17 protein-coding genes are annotated in these 15,954 nt (G+C 62.1%); 9 read left to right on the top strand and 8 right to left on the bottom strand.

Annotated elements, in window-relative coordinates; genetic code table 11:
• The first annotated feature begins 14 nt into the window (after positions 1–14).
• Positions 15–2,132, top strand: coding sequence for a TonB-dependent receptor (locus D0550_RS01950; RefSeq protein WP_116807409.1), 2,118 nt, complete (start codon positions 15–17; stop codon positions 2,130–2,132).
• A gap of 10 nt (positions 2,133–2,142) precedes the next feature.
• A complete protein-coding gene (locus D0550_RS01945) occupies positions 2,143–3,516 on the top strand; it encodes an aspartate aminotransferase family protein (protein WP_116807408.1) in 1,374 nt (457 codons plus the stop codon).
• A gap of 51 nt (positions 3,517–3,567) precedes the next feature.
• Here the strand turns inward: D0550_RS01945 and D0550_RS01940 are convergent, their stop codons facing one another.
• Positions 3,568–4,557 (bottom strand): LysR substrate-binding domain-containing protein, encoded by a 990-nt coding sequence (locus D0550_RS01940; protein ID WP_116807407.1) that lies wholly within the window; start codon positions 4,555–4,557, stop codon positions 3,568–3,570.
• Between the two features lie 244 nt (positions 4,558–4,801).
• Between D0550_RS01940 and D0550_RS01935 the strand changes: the two genes are divergently transcribed.
• The gene (locus tag D0550_RS01935; RefSeq protein WP_170134663.1) at positions 4,802–6,193 is read left to right on the top strand and encodes a peptide MFS transporter; all 1,392 of its coding nucleotides are present in this window, start codon (positions 4,802–4,804) and stop codon (positions 6,191–6,193) included.
• On the opposite strand, the gene D0550_RS01930 is transcribed toward D0550_RS01935, so the two are convergent.
• A complete protein-coding gene (locus D0550_RS01930; protein ID WP_174842464.1) occupies positions 6,190–6,618 on the bottom strand; it encodes a hypothetical protein in 429 nt (142 codons plus the stop codon). The genes D0550_RS01935 and D0550_RS01930 overlap by 4 nt on opposite strands.
• A gap of 392 nt (positions 6,619–7,010) precedes the next feature.
• Positions 7,011–7,160 carry a hypothetical protein gene (locus tag D0550_RS34805; RefSeq protein WP_161965583.1) on the bottom strand — a complete coding sequence of 50 codons (150 nt, stop codon included), beginning with the start codon at positions 7,158–7,160 and terminating at the stop codon, positions 7,011–7,013.
• Between the two features lie 901 nt (positions 7,161–8,061).
• Here D0550_RS34805 and D0550_RS01925 point away from each other — a divergent pair.
• The 5 genes from D0550_RS01925 to D0550_RS01905 are packed head-to-tail and all read left to right on the top strand — an operon-like array spanning position 8,062 to position 11,809.
• Entirely contained in the window at positions 8,062–8,571 is a 510-nt protein-coding gene (locus D0550_RS01925) for a hypothetical protein (RefSeq protein WP_153067000.1), read from the top strand.
• 15 nt (positions 8,572–8,586) lie between these two features.
• Complete coding sequence (locus tag D0550_RS01920) at positions 8,587–8,994, top strand: phage holin family protein (RefSeq protein WP_116807405.1); 408 nt, start codon at positions 8,587–8,589, stop codon at positions 8,992–8,994.
• Positions 8,994–9,725 (top strand): DUF3618 domain-containing protein, encoded by a 732-nt coding sequence (locus tag D0550_RS01915; RefSeq protein ID WP_161965582.1) that lies wholly within the window; start codon positions 8,994–8,996, stop codon positions 9,723–9,725. Before D0550_RS01920 ends, D0550_RS01915 begins: the two co-directional genes overlap by 1 nt.
• 12 nt (positions 9,726–9,737) lie before the next feature.
• Positions 9,738–10,640, top strand: coding sequence for an SRPBCC family protein (locus tag D0550_RS01910; RefSeq protein WP_116807403.1), 903 nt, complete (start codon positions 9,738–9,740; stop codon positions 10,638–10,640).
• On the top strand, positions 10,637–11,809 hold the full coding sequence (locus D0550_RS01905) for a zinc-dependent alcohol dehydrogenase (protein ID WP_116807402.1): 1,173 nt from the start codon (positions 10,637–10,639) through the stop codon (positions 11,807–11,809). Before D0550_RS01910 ends, D0550_RS01905 begins: the two co-directional genes overlap by 4 nt.
• A gap of 74 nt (positions 11,810–11,883) precedes the next feature.
• Here the strand turns inward: D0550_RS01905 and D0550_RS01900 are convergent, their stop codons facing one another.
• From D0550_RS01900 to D0550_RS01880, 5 genes are all read right to left on the bottom strand, one after another.
• Complete coding sequence (locus D0550_RS01900) at positions 11,884–12,750, bottom strand: glucose 1-dehydrogenase (RefSeq protein ID WP_116807401.1); 867 nt, start codon at positions 12,748–12,750, stop codon at positions 11,884–11,886.
• Between the two features lie 67 nt (positions 12,751–12,817).
• The gene (locus D0550_RS01895) at positions 12,818–13,276 is read right to left on the bottom strand and encodes an SRPBCC family protein (protein WP_116807400.1); all 459 of its coding nucleotides are present in this window, start codon (positions 13,274–13,276) and stop codon (positions 12,818–12,820) included.
• Positions 13,269–13,592 carry an ArsR/SmtB family transcription factor gene (locus D0550_RS01890; protein ID WP_116807399.1) on the bottom strand — a complete coding sequence of 108 codons (324 nt, stop codon included), beginning with the start codon at positions 13,590–13,592 and terminating at the stop codon, positions 13,269–13,271. The genes D0550_RS01895 and D0550_RS01890 overlap by 8 nt, the downstream gene beginning before the upstream one ends.
• Positions 13,593–13,635: 43 nt before the next feature.
• A complete protein-coding gene (locus D0550_RS01885) occupies positions 13,636–14,664 on the bottom strand; it encodes a pyridoxal-phosphate dependent enzyme (RefSeq protein WP_116807398.1) in 1,029 nt (342 codons plus the stop codon).
• Positions 14,665–14,731: 67 nt separating this feature from the next.
• The gene (locus D0550_RS01880; protein WP_206606044.1) at positions 14,732–15,310 is read right to left on the bottom strand and encodes an Lrp/AsnC family transcriptional regulator; all 579 of its coding nucleotides are present in this window, start codon (positions 15,308–15,310) and stop codon (positions 14,732–14,734) included.
• On the opposite strand from D0550_RS01880, the gene D0550_RS01875 reads away from it, so the two are divergent.
• Positions 15,309–15,923 carry a glutathione S-transferase gene (locus tag D0550_RS01875; protein ID WP_116807397.1) on the top strand — a complete coding sequence of 205 codons (615 nt, stop codon included), beginning with the start codon at positions 15,309–15,311 and terminating at the stop codon, positions 15,921–15,923. The genes D0550_RS01880 and D0550_RS01875 overlap by 2 nt on opposite strands.
• Positions 15,924–15,954 lie beyond the last annotated feature (31 nt).

Below are 15,954 nucleotides of genomic sequence, written 5' to 3'. Positions count from 1 at the left end.
TTTTGGGAGGCAACATGGCAACGCGACTGAACTACATAACGGCACTGGCGGTGGTGGGTGCAACCACGTCGGTCAGCACCATGGCGCAGGAGCTGACGGTCGAGGAGGTGATCGTGACCGCGCAGAAGCGCGAGCAGCGCCTGGTCGACGTGCCAGCGGCGATCACCGCCATCAGCGGCGGCGAGATCGAGCAGAAGGGCCTGAGAGACATTCAAGACATCTCGTTCGCGGTGCCTGGCATGGCGTTGCGCGAAGACGGTCCGGGCAGCTATCAGATCTTCATGCGTGGTTTGAGCAACCAGTACGGCACCGATGCGCTGGTCGGCGTCTACCTGGACGAAGCGCCGCTCACGCTCACTGGCTTCGATCAGCTCGACGCGCGTCCGCTCGATCTGGAGCGAGTCGAAGTGCTGAAGGGACCGCAGGGCACGCTGTACGGCCAGGGTTCGGTCGCGGGCGCGATCCGTTACATCACCAAATCGCCCGATCTGACTGCGTTCGGGGGTTCCATCGGGGCGCAGGAGTCGTTCATCAGCGGCGGCGATTCGCGCGAAGTCCTCACCGGCGTCTTCAACGCGCCCATCGTCACCGACAAATTCGGTATTCGCATCGCCGCCACGGCGCAACAGGGCGGTGGTTGGCAGGATCAGCCGCAGGCCGGTATCAAGAACGGCAACAATCAGGATTTGCGCAACGTGCGCATGAAGGCGCTGTGGAAGCCCAGCGATGCGTTGTCGGTACAGGGCACGGTCGTGGTCCATCGCAATGAGAGCGAGCTCGGCCTGGGGTACGAGAATCCGGATCGCACGGTGACCGTCGCCGTGGATCGTTCGCGCCGCCTGGTGGCCAAGCAGTTCGATTACGACCTGTACAACCTTGACGTGAAGCTCGACGTCGGCATCGGCGAGCTGCTCAGCTCCAGCACTTACATCGACTACTCGCATCACTTCCCGTTCTCGTACATCGCTACCGACAAGACCAACTATGGGGCGTTCGCGCCCGGCGGCGCGATCATCGAGGGCACTGACGAACGGCGGCAGGCCATGCACCAGTTCTCGCAGGAGCTACGCCTGTCTTCCTCCGGCGACGGCCCGCTCAACTACACGGTCGGCGCGTTCTATCGCACCCTCGGCAGCCGCTACGAGGCCGTGTACGACACGCTGATCGATTACAACAACCCGGCTTTCCCCGACGAGTATTACAGCGACCTGCCGTACCTGGACAAGGATCGGTACGAGTCGTATGCGTTGTTCGGCGATGTTTCCTATCGCCTCACGGATCGTTGGGAAGTGGGGGCCGGCGTGCGCTACTTCGAGGACGATCAGGAAACGTTCAATGGCGTGTTCACCGAGACGGACTCGTTCAATTCGACGGATCCGCGCTTCTACACGTCGTTCAAGGTCACCGACGACATCAACGTCTACGCCAGCGCCGGCAGCGGCTTCCGCAGCGGCGGCTTCAACCAGGGCGCCTTGCCGAACTACCAGCCCGAGCAACTGTGGAGCTACGAGCTCGGCAGCAAAGGCGTGCTCGGCGGCGGCGTGGTGGCGTATGAAGTGGCTGTGTTCTACAGCGACTACAAAGACATGCTGCGCCGTGGCTTGATTCTGAACCCGGACGGCACCACCGATCAGAACACCACCAACATCGGCAAGGTGGAAGTAAAGGGCGCGGAGCTCGGTCTGACGTGGCATCCGTTCGCACAGCTGACGCTGAACATGACGGCGGCGTACATGGATAGCGAGGTCGTGGCGGTGAAGGCGACCGATGCCACCAATCTGGCCGGCGATCCGGTCGACTACGTGCCGGAGCTCAGCTACACGCTGGGGGCGAACTACGACTTCGATCTGACCGCCACCATGCCGGCATTCTTCCGTGTCGACTACAGCTATCGCGACAAGGTGAGTTATATCGATCGCAGCGTGTTTTACGGTCAGTATTTGCCGTTCTACTCGGATGACATCTCATTGCTGTCCGCGCGCCTGGGCGTGACGTTGGGCAAGGCGAGCCTCGAGCTGTTCGGGAACAACCTCACGAACACGAACAAGTGGATCGATCCCTATCACGAGTGGACCAATGCCAACCGCACGCGGCCGCGTGAGATCGGCGTGAAAGTGGGCTACCAGTTCTAAAGAGAAAGCGATGGCGCAGACATTCAGAAGCACTCAGGATTATCGGGCGTTGGACGTGGCTCACCATGTCCATCCCTTCACCGATCAGAAGGCGCTGGCCGGCAAGGGCGTGCGGATCATCACTCGTGCCGAAGGCGCGTACGTGTGGGACAGCGACGGCAACAAGATCCTCGATGGCATGGCGGGCCTGTGGTGCGTCAATGTCGGCTACGGCCGCAAAGAGCTGGTGGATGCGGCGACTCAGCAGCTGCAGACGCTGCCGTACTACAACAGTTTCTTCCAAACGTCGACGCCGTCGCAGATCGAACTGGGCCGGGTACTGGCGGAGGTGACTCCGCCCGGTTTGCAGCACTTCTTCTATACGAACTCGGGCTCGGAAGCGAACGACACGGTCATTCGCCTCGCGCGTCACTATTGGCGCGTCAAGGGTAAGCCGACCAAGCGCACGTTCATCGCTCGCACCTTGGGCTATCACGGCAGCACGCTGGCGGCCGTGAGCCTTGGTGGCATGTCGCACATGCATGCACTCGATGGACAGTTGCTGCCCGAGTTCGCGCACATCGCTCATCCGCACTACTACACGCAGGGTGGCGGGCTGACTGTGGAGGAGTACGGGCTCAAGGCGGCGCGTCTGCTCGAAGAGAAAATTCTCGAGCTGGGCGCTGACAATGTCGCGGCCTTCGTCGGCGAGCCGGTGCAGGGCGCGGGCGGCGTGTACGAGCCGCCGCCGGGTTACTGGGCGGAGATTCAGCGGATCTGTCGCAAGTACGATGTGCTGGTCGTGGCCGATGAAGTCATCTGCGGCTTCGGCCGCACGGGGCAGTGGTTTGGCTCGCAGACGTACGGCATCGATCCGGATCTGATGCCGATGGCGAAGGGCTTGTCGTCGGGCTATTTGCCGATCGCGGGTGTCGCGATCCACGATCGCATCTGGAAGGAAATCAACGAAGGCGGCGCGCTGGCGCACGGCTACACGTATTCCGGCCATCCGGCGTCGTGCGCCGTGGCGATCGCTAACATTCAGTTGATGCGTTCGGAAGGCCTGGTCGAGCGCGTACGCGAGGAGATCGCGCCGTACTTCCGCAAGTGCCTGCAGGAGCTGGCGGCGTCGCATCCCATCGTCGGCGAGATTCGCGGCGTCGGCCTGATTGCCGCCATTCAGCTGGTGAAGAACAAGCAGACTTGCGAAATCTTCACGGCGCAGGACGATGCGGCGAACTTCTGCCGCGATGTGGCCGCGAACAATGGCTTGATCATGCGAGCGGTGTATCAGTCGATGGTGTTGAGCCCGCCGCTGATCCTCACCAAGACGCAGGTGGATGAATTGACTGAGAAGGCGCGCAAGGCGCTGGATGAGACTGCGAAAAAATTCGGCGTCGGGTAACGCTGTTTATGGGCGCGGCGGGAGGGGTTTCAGCCGCGCCCGGCTTTTCCGTTAAGGCGTGCCCGCCTGCAGATGCGGGTGCTGTTTCTTGATGGTCGCGATCATCCACTGCCGGAACTTGCGAATCACCGGCGAATCCCAGCGCTTCTCGCGCGCGATGAAGTAATAAATACCCACTGCCTGCGGCTGGAACGCCGGCTTGCCCTCGCCGACATCGACCAGCCGGCCGCTCGCCAGATCGTCCGCCACGATCACGTAGTTGGTCAGCGAGATACCGCGGCCATGCCTCGCCGCATCCAGTGTGAGATGGCCCTGCCACAGGCGCGTGCCGCTGAGCTCCACATCCTCGTGGATGCCATGGAAGCTGAGCCAGTTGCGCCAGCGGTTGAAGTTTTCCTCGTGCAACAGCTGGTGAGTCAACAGATCGCGCGGCTCGTTGATCGGCGCCGAGCGGGCGAGATACTCACGACTGGCGACTGCCAGCACCGGCGTATGCACGATCTCGGCGCTGCGCAGTTCGGCCGCCAGCTCGATGCGGTCCGCATAAGGGGCCACCAGACGGATCTCGACATCGGTGTGATGAGCCAGCACGTCGGGCAGGCGATCGAGCGGCCGCACTTCGATATCGATGCCGGGATTGGCCTTCTCGAATTCGCCGAGTCGGCTCGACAGCCACAGCAGCGCGAAGCCGGGCATGCAGCGAATATGTAAACGATGATCGTCGCCGCGCTTCATCAGATCGACGGTGGCGCCGGCGATCAAGTCGATGGCTGTGGCAATCTGCTTGTGATATCGAATGCCGTCCTCGGTCAGCACCGCGCCGCCGGGCGTGCGTTGAATCAACTTGGTGCCGGTCCAGTCTTCGATGGCGCGCAGGTGCCGGCTCACCACCGCATGGTCGCGGCACAAATATTGAGCGGCTTTGCGGACACCGCCGAGGCGCGCGACGGCATCGAATGCGCGCAGTGCTTCGAAAGGGGGCAGCGCCTTGCGTGACGGCAGGGTGGCCGCCGGCTGGTGCGCGATCTTGTCCTCGCTCATCTATTTCACTGCTCTTGGCTTCCCCACGGCAGGGGAAGTTTTTAGGTCCCGCCTGCTCTCCGGCGACAGCAGGCATTCATAAAATGAGGCATTGTGTACTGAACCATTTTGATTGTGTCATGAGCGGTGCGAAAACGGCACCAAGCGGGCTGGCTTTGGCACTGCTAACCGGGCGGGCGACGCTGACAACATCGTTAAATTCTGGACGCACGCTCCGGATCCGTTTCACCGCGAAGGGGTGCCGTTGAATACCATCGCCGAGGCCTCAGCGCCCGTCGCAACCCCGGCCGCCACCGCCGAATTCTTCGGTCATCCGCGCGGCCTGGCGTACATCGCCTTTACCGAGGCCTGGGAGCGATTTTCCTTTTACGGCATGCAGGCACTGCTGGTGCTGTACATGTCGGGTTATCTGCTGCATCCCGGAGTGGTCGAGCAGGTGGCCGGCTTCGCCGCTGCGCGCGCCGCCATCGAGGCGGTGTTCGGCACGTTGTCCACGCAAGCGCTCGCGGCGCAGATCTTCGGGCTGTATATCGGTCTGGTTTATTTCGTGCCCATTTTTGGGGGCCTGCTCGGCGACCACGTCATGGGCAGGCGACGGGCGGTGTTGCTCGGTGCCGCGGCCATGGCGGTCGGACACTTCTTGATGGCGTTCGAAGCGGCGTTCGTGCCGGCGCTGGCCGCATTGATCGTCGGCTCCGGTTTGCTCAAAGGAAATCTTGCCGCGCAGGTCGGCGCGCTATATGCCAAGGACGATCGTCGCCGCGACAGCGCCTATACCGCCTACTGCACTGCTATCAACGTGGGCGCATTCATCGCACCGTTGGTATGCGGCACATTGGGTGAGTTCTATGGCTGGCACTATGGATTTGGCGCCGCCGGCATCGGCATGTTGATTGGCATCGTCATCTATCTTTCCGGTGCGAAATATCTGCCCGCCGAGGGACCGCGTGACGCGAAGCTTCGCGAGCGCCCGCGCATGCAGTCCGGCGACTTGCGCAAAGTCATTGTGATATTGGTGTTGCTGGCGATTACTGCACTGTTCTGGACGGTGCAGACGCAGGTGTGGAACACCTATCCGGTGTGGCTGCGCGACCAGGTCGATCGCTCGCTGGCGTTTGGCTGGACGTTGCCGGTGACCTGGTTCCAGGCCTTGGATTCCTTGACTGTGCTGTTGTTCGCGCCGCTGGTCATGTTCGTGTGGCGTCGCCAGGCGCAGCGGGGCGCCGAGCCCGGCGATCTGGCGAAGATCGCGCTCGGCTGTGGATTCTTCGCCATCGCCTGTCTGTTGTTGAGCGCTGGACAATGGCTGGCGGGCCGCGAGCAGGTGCCGGTGGGCTGGCCCATTCTGTTCCATTTCATCTGTGCCGCCTCCTATCTCTATGTGGCGCCGATTGCACTCGCGCTGGTGTCGCGTGCGGCGCCGCCTGCCGTGAACGCCATGATGGTCGGCTCTTATTATTTGGGTCTGTTCGTCGGTGGCATCGCGAGCGGCTGGTTGGCGCGCTTCTACGAGCCGCTTGGCCCCGTGATGTTCTGGATGCTCCATGTGCTGGTCGCGCTCGCGGGCTCGCTCAGCATTCTGGTGCTGAGGCCAATGTTCGTCCGCGTGCTCGAGCTGGAAACCCGCAACGCTTAGAACGGCAGCGCCTTGCGATCCGGATCGATCCACGCGCGCCGCGCCATCACTGAGAACAGCATGGGTTTCGACCAGTATTCCAGCAGCCAGTCGGAGCGCCCATAGCGGCTCGCGAGCAACTCGTCGAGCGCTTCGTGCAGCGCCTTTTCCGGGCTCTTTGCCAGCCAGTCGCGTGCGGCCCGCAGCGAGGCCAGCGTGATGGTCTCGTGATATCCACTCGAATCGGTATTCGCCACGCCCGTCGCCAGGTTGTAAGCGCGAATCAACCTGGGCATGTCGCGCTCGGCGTTCATGCCGGGCCGTCGCAACACCCAGAGCGCTGCGGCGAAGTGGGCGGCGTGCGTCCATTCCGATTTGGGCAAAGTCCGGTCGAGCACACCGAGTGCAATGCGCTCGATAGCTTCGTCACTGATGAAATGCTTCATGGTCAGGCTCCTGCTTAGGTGGCCGGCGAAGCTCGACGAAGCCCCGCCGATGGCGGGGTTGCGGATGGTGGGGTGGGGGCTTTGGGTCTAGTGGCGACCCGCAGATGTCCGAACGCACGCATGCGCAACCGCCGCAATGAAGCGCGCTTGTTGCTGGTTGCGTTTGCTGATTCGGATCATGGGCCGCGACTATAGGCGGGCCAGGCGGGGGCGGTCAAACCGGCGGCGCTGGTCGCGGCGGGCGGTGAATGTGCGCGGAGAAATATTAAGAGCTTGTAATCATTAGGCGGCCAGCGAGGCAAGCCTGCGCTGGCAGCCTGAGGAAACATCGGCAGGTGCGGCCGGGCATCCTGCCCGCAGCCACACCCCGAATGTTTCAACCCGGATCCGGATTAGCGGCGGGCCTTGGCCTTAGCCTTCTTCTTCGACGAGCGCAGCGACAGGCCGAGCTTGTGGATGCGCTGGCGGACGGCCGCCTCGGTGCGCTTCAGCTTGGTCGCGATGGCGCGGGCCGGGGTCTGTTCCTTGATCAGGGCCTTCATTTCGCGGTCATTCTGACTCGTCCAACGAACGCGGGAAGTTGCTGCCTTGGAGCTCTTCTTCTTAGCAGGAGTCTTGGATCGTTTTGCTTTAGTTGCCATGGTTAGTCCTCTGGGTAACGCCGCTTGAATCCGCAGCCGCCGCGACGAGTTCCGCGGTCGTGAACTCGTCTGATTGATCGAGTCGATGCATTCAGCATCGGCTTGACATCGGCGGCCGCTTATGAAACTTCAGAAAAAAAATACAAAGTCACAGCTGGACGAGGGGCTTGGAGTATGAGCTAGCGGGCGCTGGCTCACAGCACTTTCGTCATGGGATGTGATGGAAATGTTCGATATGGCCATGTTTGGAACGTCGATGGCCGCTATCGTACCAAATAAACACCACGCATTTGTATATTTGCCGACAAACGTATCCGTGGGTGCGCCTGCTTACCGAAATATTCCCTGTAGGGCAAGCATCTAAACCGGTTCATATCGACTGGAATTGAGCGTTGAGCCGGTAAAAATGCAAAAGGAATGTCGCGGCGTGCGCCAAAACAGATGTTTGGCGGGTGTTTCATGCGTCGCTTGCGCTCGTTCAGCGGCTTCATTCCGGTCGCAATGCGTCCCGCCGGCGCGCGCGAACCTCGGAAATCACAAATCGGCTACGAGGTAGTGCGGAGCGACGGATGGTCGCGCGCGCCCGTCTGAGGCCTGTGACCGTCAGTGCGAATGGTGCATAGCGTGCCATTGGCGCATGCGTACGGCGGGCAATCCGCTCGACAGATGCCGCGATTTACGCTGTCAGCGGATGGCGTGCACTGTTGTTTGCTTCGGTGCCGGTGAGCGCGGCGGAACCTTCTTGTGGCCGCGCGATTGAAATTCGGCACCGTTGATGAGATTTCAACCGGAGAGTGCCGCCATGACCGAATCCACCGACAGCACAAGCACTTCAGGAGCGCGTGAGCGTGCTGCCAACTTGAAACAGCGCTTGCGAGAGGACGGCAAGCAAAGAATGGAAAGCGGCAAACGCGCCGCCGCGGACCAGATCGCGGATATTGCGGACGCCATCGACAAGGCCGGTGCGCACCTCGATGAATCGCAGCCGACGCTCGCAAACTTTGCAGCGAGCCTCGCTGACAGGGTCGGAGGACTCGCGACTCATTTGCGCGAGGACAGCATCGGCGACCTGTATCGCCAGGTGCGTCAGATGGCGGTCCGGCACCCCGGAATGTTTCTACTCGGCAGCGCCGCGGTCGGCGTCGTGATTGCGCGCTTCATGAAGGCCTCCGGCGAGGACCTGGACGTGCCCTATGAAGAGTACGACGAGCGGGTGGAATTCGAAGCGCAGGCGTGGAGCGAGGCTGACCGGCAACAAAATCCCTCGTTCTATCGTGGGTCGGCCTCATCGGATACCTATGGGGCTCCGTAGCGAGGGTCATGAGTCATGGCTTCTTCTCCCATATCCGGCGGCGGTCCCACGGATGCCTCGGTAGCAGGGCTGCTGAGCCGATTGATGGATGATGCTCTGGCGCTGGCGAGAAATGAGATTGCGCTGGCCAAAGCCGAAGCTCGCACGGCGTTGCGCGATGTAAAACTGAGCATCGTCCCCTTCGCGATTGCCTTTGGCGTGTCGCTTGCGGGGGCACTGACTCTGGTCGCAACGATCGTGCTGGCGCTCTCCGAGGTCATGCGCCCATGGCTCGCGGCGTTGATCGTCAGCATCGTGCTGTTGATCGCCGGCTTCATCCTGCTGAAAGCAGGCACGCGTAAGTGGTCGCATCTGCGCGAGCAGTTCGATCGCACTCAAGAATCCCTGCATAAAGATGCGACCGTGGTCGCGCGGAGGACATGATGAACGCTAGAACTGACAGGCGCAGCGCGGCGGATCTCGAACGACAGGGCGAGCGGATTCGCGCCAATCTGGATGACACGCTCGACCAGATCCAGCGCAAGTTTTCTTCCGGAGAGTTGCTCGATCGCTCCATGGAATTCATTCGGGACACCGGCTCGGAGTTCTTGCGCGAGGCGACGGATACGGTGCGGCGGAATCCCGTGCCAACGATTCTCACCGCAGCCGGCCTGATCTGGCTGGCGACGTCGGTGACGAGGTCGCGGTCGGAATACGGTTACATGAATCGCGAGCCAGACTGGTCCCGCGATGAGGATGCATGGGACACGTCGGCGCATGGCCGTGTAAGCAATGCGGCTCACAAGGCTCGGCGCAGGGCGCGTCGCGTCACGAACAGGGTGGCCGATACGTTATCGGAGCCGCTGCAGGACGTGCGGGGGCGCGCTCGCCGTGCGGGTTCGAACTTCGCAGGTCTGGTTCAGGAGCAGCCGCTCGCGCTCGGTGCTCTGGCGCTCGCCGTCGGTGCAATCATCGGTGCTGCGCTTCCCATGACGGAGTACGAGAACAAGTGGGTCGGGCCCGTGCACGATCGCACGGTGGCGCGCGCCAAAGAAGTGGGCCAGCGCGAATACGAGAACCTGCGTGAGGCCGTCGCCTCTTCGTTGGAGCGTCGCTCCAACGGCAAGGGAGCTTCGAGCTCCGACGGCGGTTCGCAACGTCCAATTCAGGGTTAGTGAGGTAAGACCATGGCTGTGTCCTTGACTCAACAACCCCCGCTCGATCGCCCTCTAGGCTGGTTCAGTGTCGGGCTGGGAATGGCGGAAATTCTTGCGCCCAAAACCCTCGGACGCGTGATCGGCGTCGGCGAGCAAAGCACCGTGTTACGAATGTGTGGCGTGCGTGAAGTGGTCAGCGGCGTGGGATTGCTGTCGGGCCGCGCTCCCGCAACGTTTGCGATGTCGCGCGTTGTCGGCGATGTGATGGATCTGGCATTGCTGGGCGCATCGCTGCGTTCACCGGATGCAAATCCTACGCGAGTGGCCGCGACAGCGACGGCGGTAGCCGGCGTTACTGCGCTGGATCTGTATGCGAGCAAAGTGGATCTGCAATCGTCGATGGCTGAGGCCGGGCAGGACGTGCCCGTTCACGTCAGCCTGATGATCAACAGTCCCCCGCAAGAGGTGTATCAATTCTGGCGCAAGCTGGAGAACCTGCCGCGCTTCATGTCCTATCTGGAATCGGTCACGGAGCTCGATCAGCACAGATCGGAATGGTCGGCGCGCATGCCCGGCGGCATGCAGCTGCGCTGGCAATCGGAGATCGTCGAGGATCAGCCCGGTCGCCTGCTGTCCTGGCGCACCGTCGCCGACTCGGAAGTAAACCATGTCGGCAGCGTGCGCTTCGAGCCCGCGCCCGATGGCGACGGGACACAGACACAGATCCGCGTCGAGGTTTATTACGGCATGCCCGGCGGTAGCGCGGCAGTGAAGGCTGCGGAGCTGGTCTCGATGGCGCCGGAAGCCATGATGAGCGCGGACCTGCGACGTCTGAAACAATTGATCGAGACCGGCGAGATCGCGACGACCCGAGGCCAGCCCGCCGGCAGACGCAGCATGATCGGCCGTGCATTCGGCAAGGTGGAGTCATGAGAGCCGTGTGTTGGCAAGGAGTGCACAAGGTCGGCATCGAGGAAGTGCCTGACGCTCGCCTGATCAATCCTCGCGACGCCGTGATCAAAGTGCGCAAAGCGGCGATCTGCGGCTCGGACCTTCATCTGTACGATGGTTACGTGCCCGGCATGATGAGAGGCGACATTCTCGGCCACGAGTTCATGGGCGAAGTGGTGGAGACCGGCCCCGGGGTGACCAATCTGGCGCCCGGCGATCGGGTCGTGGTGCCGTTTCCGATTTCCTGCGGCAATTGTTTCTTTTGCGAGCAGGAAATGTATTCGCTGTGCGAGAACTCCAATCCGAATGCGCGGTTGGCGGAGAAGTTCTGGGGCCATTCACCGTGCGGCATCTTCGGTTACTCGCATTTGCTGGGCGGCTATGCAGGTGGGCAGGCCGAATATGTGCGCGTCCCATTCGCGGACGTGGGCCCGCTCAAAATCCCGAACACCATCAGCGACGAGCAAGTCCTGTTTCTCGGCGACATCCTGCCCACCGGCTACATGGCCGCGGAGAATTGCGACATCAAGCAAGGCGATACGGTGGCCGTGTGGGGCTGCGGTCCAGTCGGCCTGTTCGCGATCATGAGCGCCAAGCTGTTGGGCGCGTCTCGAGTGATCGCGATCGATCGCTTTCCCGAGCGCCTGAATCTCGCGCATCGCGCCGGCGCGGAGACCATCAATTACGAGGAGATGGATACGCTGGATACGTTGAAGGAATGGACCGGCGGCCGCGGGCCCGACGCATGCATCGATGCAGTCGGCATGGAAGCGCACATGCATGGCGTACAGGGGACTTATGACAAAGTGAAGCAGGCGCTGCGTATGGAAACCGAGCGGCCTGGCGTGCTGCGAGAGTGTATTCAGGCCTGTCGCAACGGTGGCACGATCTCGGTGCCTGGCGTGTACGGAGGCCTGGCCGACAAGATTCCGCTCGGCGCGATCGTAAACAGGGCACTGACCATCAAGTCCGGCCAGACTCATGTGCAGCGCTATATGAAGCCGCTACTGGCTCGCATCGAGAACGGTGAGGTCGACCCGACCATGATCATCAGTCACCGCGTCAGCATCGATGAGGTGCCGGACGCGTTCGAGATGTTCCGCAACAAGGAAGACGACTGCATCAAAGTCGTCGTGAACATGGCTTCGTGACGAGGCTTGCGGTGCTGGCCGCGGTCGGAGCATGAACTCCGCCGCGACCGGCGCGAAGGCAGCGCATTTCTCATTTAGAGAAGTGGCTTGCCACCCGTGACTGCAACGGTCGCGCCCGATACGTAGCTGCTCTCGTCACTGGCGAGCATCACATAGACCGGCGCCAGCTCGCACGGTTGCGCGGGTCGTTTCATCGGCACTTGGGATCCAAAGTTCTGCACTTTGTCCGCGGCCATCGACGCCGGGATCAATGGCGTCCAGACCGGGCCGGGCGCGACACTGTTCGCTCGAATGCCTTTCTCGGCGAGCAGCTGCGCGAGTCCTGCGCTGAAGTTCTGAATCGCGCCTTTGGTGGTCGCATACGCGAGCAGGGTCGGATTCGGAACATCGGCATTGATCGAGGCCGTGTTGATGATGCTGGCGCCCGCCTGCATGTGCGGCATGGCGGCCTTGGTGATGTAGAACATCGCCGAGAGGTTGGTCGCGATGGTCTTGTCCCATTCCTCGTCGGGAATCTTTTCCAACGAGTCGAAAGTCATCTGATGCGCGGCGTTGTTGACCAGAATATCGATGCGTCCGAACGCTTCGACGGCCTTCTTCACCAGTGCGCGGCAATGTTCGGCTTGCGCGATGTCGCCTGGTACCAGCACGCACTTGCGACCCGCGGACTCGATCAATCGCTGCGTCTCTTTCGCATCTTCGTGTTCGCTGAGATAACTCACGACCACGTCGGCGCCTTCGCGCGCAAATGCGAGCGCGACGGCACGGCCAATGCCGGAATCGGCGCCGGTAATCAGCGCCTTCTTGTCCGTCAGACGATTCGCACCCCGGTAGCTGTCCTCGCCATAATCCGGCTCGGGCTGCATGGCTTTGCTCGAGCCGGGCAGGGACTGTTGTTGTTTGGGAAACGGCGGCTTGGGAAATTCTTTCGGGGGGCTCATGATGCTCTCTCGAAACGGCGGCGATGAGTCCGAACAAGAGAGCAGTGGAACCCAAAGTTCCTCGGGCTCAGTGGCCCTCGGGCCAGCGGGTCGTGCTGTCGAGCGGGCGGCCGGTTTCGAGCAGACTTTTCACACTGGCGAGCAGGCCGGGCCAGCCATTCGAGACGGCGTCGATGGTCTTGGAGTCCGATACGTCGCTTTCGTGAATGACGGTGAGTTTTACTTCGTCGCCGTTCTGTTCCAGCTCATAGGTCAAGCGCGTCGGCCCTTCGGCTTTCATCTCCGGCACGAATTGATTGTGCCAATGGAGCACGAGCTTGCGCGGGCGGTCGATCTCGAGCACTTTGCCGCTGTCGCCGACGCGTCCGTCGGGAATCATCAGCTGCCACGACGCACCTTCGGTCCAGTCGCAGTCCTGCCAGGTCTCGGCCCAGTACTGACGAGTGAACTGCGGCTGCGTGAGCGCATCCCACAATTGCTCGGCCGTGGTGCGGATATAGGTGACATAGACGAACTTGCTACTCATCGTCGTCTCCTTCCAGGCGTTTCTTCAGATCGGCGAGCGCGCGCAGGCGGCCGCGCTCGTACTTGCGGATCCAGCGCTCGGCGATCTCGTGAATGGGCACGGGATTGAGGTAGTGCAGCTTCTCGCGTCCCTGCCATTGCACGACGACGAGATTGGCCTGTTCCAGAATCACCAGATGCTTGGTCACGGCTTGGCGGCTCATATCCAGGCCTTCGCACAGCTGCGCCAATGTCTGGCCGTTCTGCTCGTGCAGACGATCGAGCAGCGCGCGCCGGCTGCTGTCCGCCAATGCGCGAAACGCAGCGTCCAGATCCATGGGATCATTATGCAACCCTAAGGTTGCATGTCAAGCCGGTATTTCAGGCGCGCTCGGTGGCGATCAGGAGGACGATGCTGTCGTTGTCGAGTTGATGTAACGATCGCAGGTCGTGCCGCGCGGCCACTTGTAGCAACCCTGCGAGGCCGGTCGCACCGGATTCGGTGGTTGCGGGTCCACCGGCGCTTCGTAACTCCGCCGCGGCGACGTGCAGCTGAACATCTGAAACCAGCACCGAAGCAACCGAGTGCCGCTGCAGAATTCTCAGCGCCGGAGCGGACACCATGCCGCAGGCGAGCATCGAGGCAGACGTGTGCAGATCGCCTTCGATGAGCGTAGGTTCGCCGACCTGAAGTGCTCGCGCGACGCAAGGCGCGGCATCCGGCTCGACGATTAGATACTGCTGCGGCGGGCGCAGCAGTGATTGCAGGCCCTGTACCATCGCAGCGGCGAGACCGCCGACGCCGGCTTGCACGAACAGATGTGTCGGTCGTTCGAGCGGCCGCTCACGAAATTGATCGATCAGCTCGTCCGCCAACATGCCGTAACCCGCCATGACGTCATTGACCACCGGCGAGTCCGGATCGCTGGCGGTATCGGCAATCAGCAATCCGTCGCCGCGTGCGGCGGCGGTTGCAGCGGCCGCGACGGCATCATCATAGGTGCCGTTGATTCGGACGATCTCGGCATCGAACGCTTCGATGCGACTGGCCCGACTGGGGCTGACTTCTCTGGGCAGGAAGACGATAGCTTGGGTGCCTGCTTTGTCTGCAGCGGCTGCGACGGCCAGGCCGTGGTTGCCTTCGCTGGCGCAGATCAGTCGAGGCAGTTTTCGTGCAGTCTTGCCAGTGAACAAATCGCTTGGGTCGGCGATTCCGCTGGCCGCCGCCAACGCACGGATGCCGGCAATCATTCCGCCGAGTGCTTTGAAGCTGCCCAGCGGCCGCTCGCTCTCTACTTTGACGAACACCCGGCCAATGCCAGCCAGCTGTGTGAGCGGCGGCAATTCGAGCAACGGCGTGGGCTGGGCGTCTGGCCAGAGCAGTGCCCAGAGTTTTTTCAGATCTTGCATGCGGTGAGTATGAGCGCGTTGCGCGGCGATCGGCCGCAATTGCGCCGGTGTGCGTGCGGTAGAACCGCTATTCGTCGTCCAGCGGCACGGGAATCGTCAGCCCTTGCTTGAGGAGGTTGAGCACGACATTAGTGGTGAAGCGCCGCACGTTCGGATTCTCCTGGACCAGCTGCGACATCATGGCGTCGAAGGCTTCGGTGTCGCGCGCCGTGACGATGATGACGAAGTCGGTCTCGCCCGTGACATAAAAGGCTTGCTGAACTTCGGCGCGCTGCGCCAGCCATTCACGCAGCTGCGCCAATAGTTCCGGGCGCTCGCGTTCGATCTCCAAAGACACGACAAAGAAGGTCGGCCGCCCGACGGCGCGCGGATCGACGATCGCAACGTCGCGAGCGATGACGCCTTGCTCGCGCATCCGTTTCAGCCGTCGCTGAATGGCAGAAGGCGACAGTCCGACGTGCTCCGCCAATTGCTCGGCAGTTTGTGCGGAGTCCGCCTGGACCAGGCTGAGCAGCTGGCGGTCGAAACGATCCAGATCCATGTCGGTGCGGAAAAACTGCAATGAGCCTGTTGGAATCGCGGCCGCTGCGCGCGGCTGCGCTTCTACCATCGTAGCCCACGTCACAACTGGGGTGAACCCGCTCATGAAGTTGCTGTATCAGACCCATTCTCCTTATGCCCGCAAGGCGCTGGTGTTCGCGCACGAGGCCGGGCTGGCTGAGCAGATCGAAGTCATTCATCACGAAACCAGCCCGCTGCGACGGAATGAAGCAGTGTTCACGGCCAATCCCCTCGGAAAAGTGCCCGTGCTGCTGCGGCCGGGGCTGCCTGCATTGTTTGATTCGGACGTGATTTGCGCCTACCTCGACACGCTCCATAGCGGCCGCAAGCTGATTCCGACCGAAGGCGAGGCACGCTGGCGTGCGCTGCAAGTCCAGGCAGTGGCGCAGGGGTTGGCCGATGCCGGTATCGCGATCCGTTGGGAAACCCAGCGCCGGCCGAAGGAGCTGCGTTATCCCGCGTTGCGCGATGGTTATGTGGAGAAATTGCTGGCCAGCTATGACTGGCTGGAGCGCGAGTTCGATCCCGAAGGGGCCCTCGACATCGGTCAGGTCGCGCTGGCCACGGCCTTGAGCTGGCTCGAATTTCGCGAACTGCCGACATTCAGGCCCCGGGCGCGCCTGACACGCTGGTTCGAGCAGTTCTGCCAGCGCCGCTCCATGCTCGCGACGCCGCTGTGGGGTCAGACGCACGACTGACCGTGCGGAATATTTATTGACCGGCGCTGTC

This window comes from Steroidobacter cummioxidans (genome assembly GCF_003104955.1).
Note: the sequence above shows the minus strand (reverse complement) of the source record. Positions and strands in the feature narration are given on the sequence as shown.

What these genes read in the sequence shown, in the direction of transcription:
- D0550_RS01945 (WP_116807408.1), top strand. Translation starts at nt 2,143, where the DNA reads ATGGCGCAGACATTCAGAAGCACTCAGGATTATCGGGCGTTGGACGTG.
- D0550_RS01890 (WP_116807399.1), bottom strand. Translation starts at nt 13,592, where the DNA reads ATGGATCTGGACGCTGCGTTTCGCGCATTGGCGGACAGCAGCCGGCGC.
- D0550_RS01885 (WP_116807398.1), bottom strand. Translation starts at nt 14,664, where the DNA reads ATGCAAGATCTGAAAAAACTCTGGGCACTGCTCTGGCCAGACGCCCAG.
- D0550_RS34805 (WP_161965583.1), bottom strand. Translation starts at nt 7,160, where the DNA reads ATGAAGGCCCTGATCAAGGAACAGACCCCGGCCCGCGCCATCGCGACC.
- D0550_RS01910 (WP_116807403.1), top strand. Translation starts at nt 9,738, where the DNA reads ATGGCTGTGTCCTTGACTCAACAACCCCCGCTCGATCGCCCTCTAGGC.
- D0550_RS01930 (WP_174842464.1), bottom strand. Translation starts at nt 6,618, where the DNA reads ATGAAGCATTTCATCAGTGACGAAGCTATCGAGCGCATTGCACTCGGT.
- D0550_RS01875 (WP_116807397.1), top strand. Translation starts at nt 15,309, where the DNA reads ATGAAGTTGCTGTATCAGACCCATTCTCCTTATGCCCGCAAGGCGCTG.
- D0550_RS01895 (WP_116807400.1), bottom strand. Translation starts at nt 13,276, where the DNA reads ATGAGTAGCAAGTTCGTCTATGTCACCTATATCCGCACCACGGCCGAG.
- D0550_RS01950 (WP_116807409.1), top strand. Translation starts at nt 15, where the DNA reads ATGGCAACGCGACTGAACTACATAACGGCACTGGCGGTGGTGGGTGCA.
- D0550_RS01915 (WP_161965582.1), top strand. Translation starts at nt 8,994, where the DNA reads ATGAACGCTAGAACTGACAGGCGCAGCGCGGCGGATCTCGAACGACAG.
- D0550_RS01925 (WP_153067000.1), top strand. Translation starts at nt 8,062, where the DNA reads ATGACCGAATCCACCGACAGCACAAGCACTTCAGGAGCGCGTGAGCGT.
- D0550_RS01900 (WP_116807401.1), bottom strand. Translation starts at nt 12,750, where the DNA reads ATGAGCCCCCCGAAAGAATTTCCCAAGCCGCCGTTTCCCAAACAACAA.
- D0550_RS01920 (WP_116807405.1), top strand. Translation starts at nt 8,587, where the DNA reads ATGGCTTCTTCTCCCATATCCGGCGGCGGTCCCACGGATGCCTCGGTA.
- D0550_RS01880 (WP_206606044.1), bottom strand. Translation starts at nt 15,310, where the DNA reads ATGAGCGGGTTCACCCCAGTTGTGACGTGGGCTACGATGGTAGAAGCG.
- D0550_RS01940 (WP_116807407.1), bottom strand. Translation starts at nt 4,557, where the DNA reads ATGAGCGAGGACAAGATCGCGCACCAGCCGGCGGCCACCCTGCCGTCA.
- D0550_RS01905 (WP_116807402.1), top strand. Translation starts at nt 10,637, where the DNA reads ATGAGAGCCGTGTGTTGGCAAGGAGTGCACAAGGTCGGCATCGAGGAA.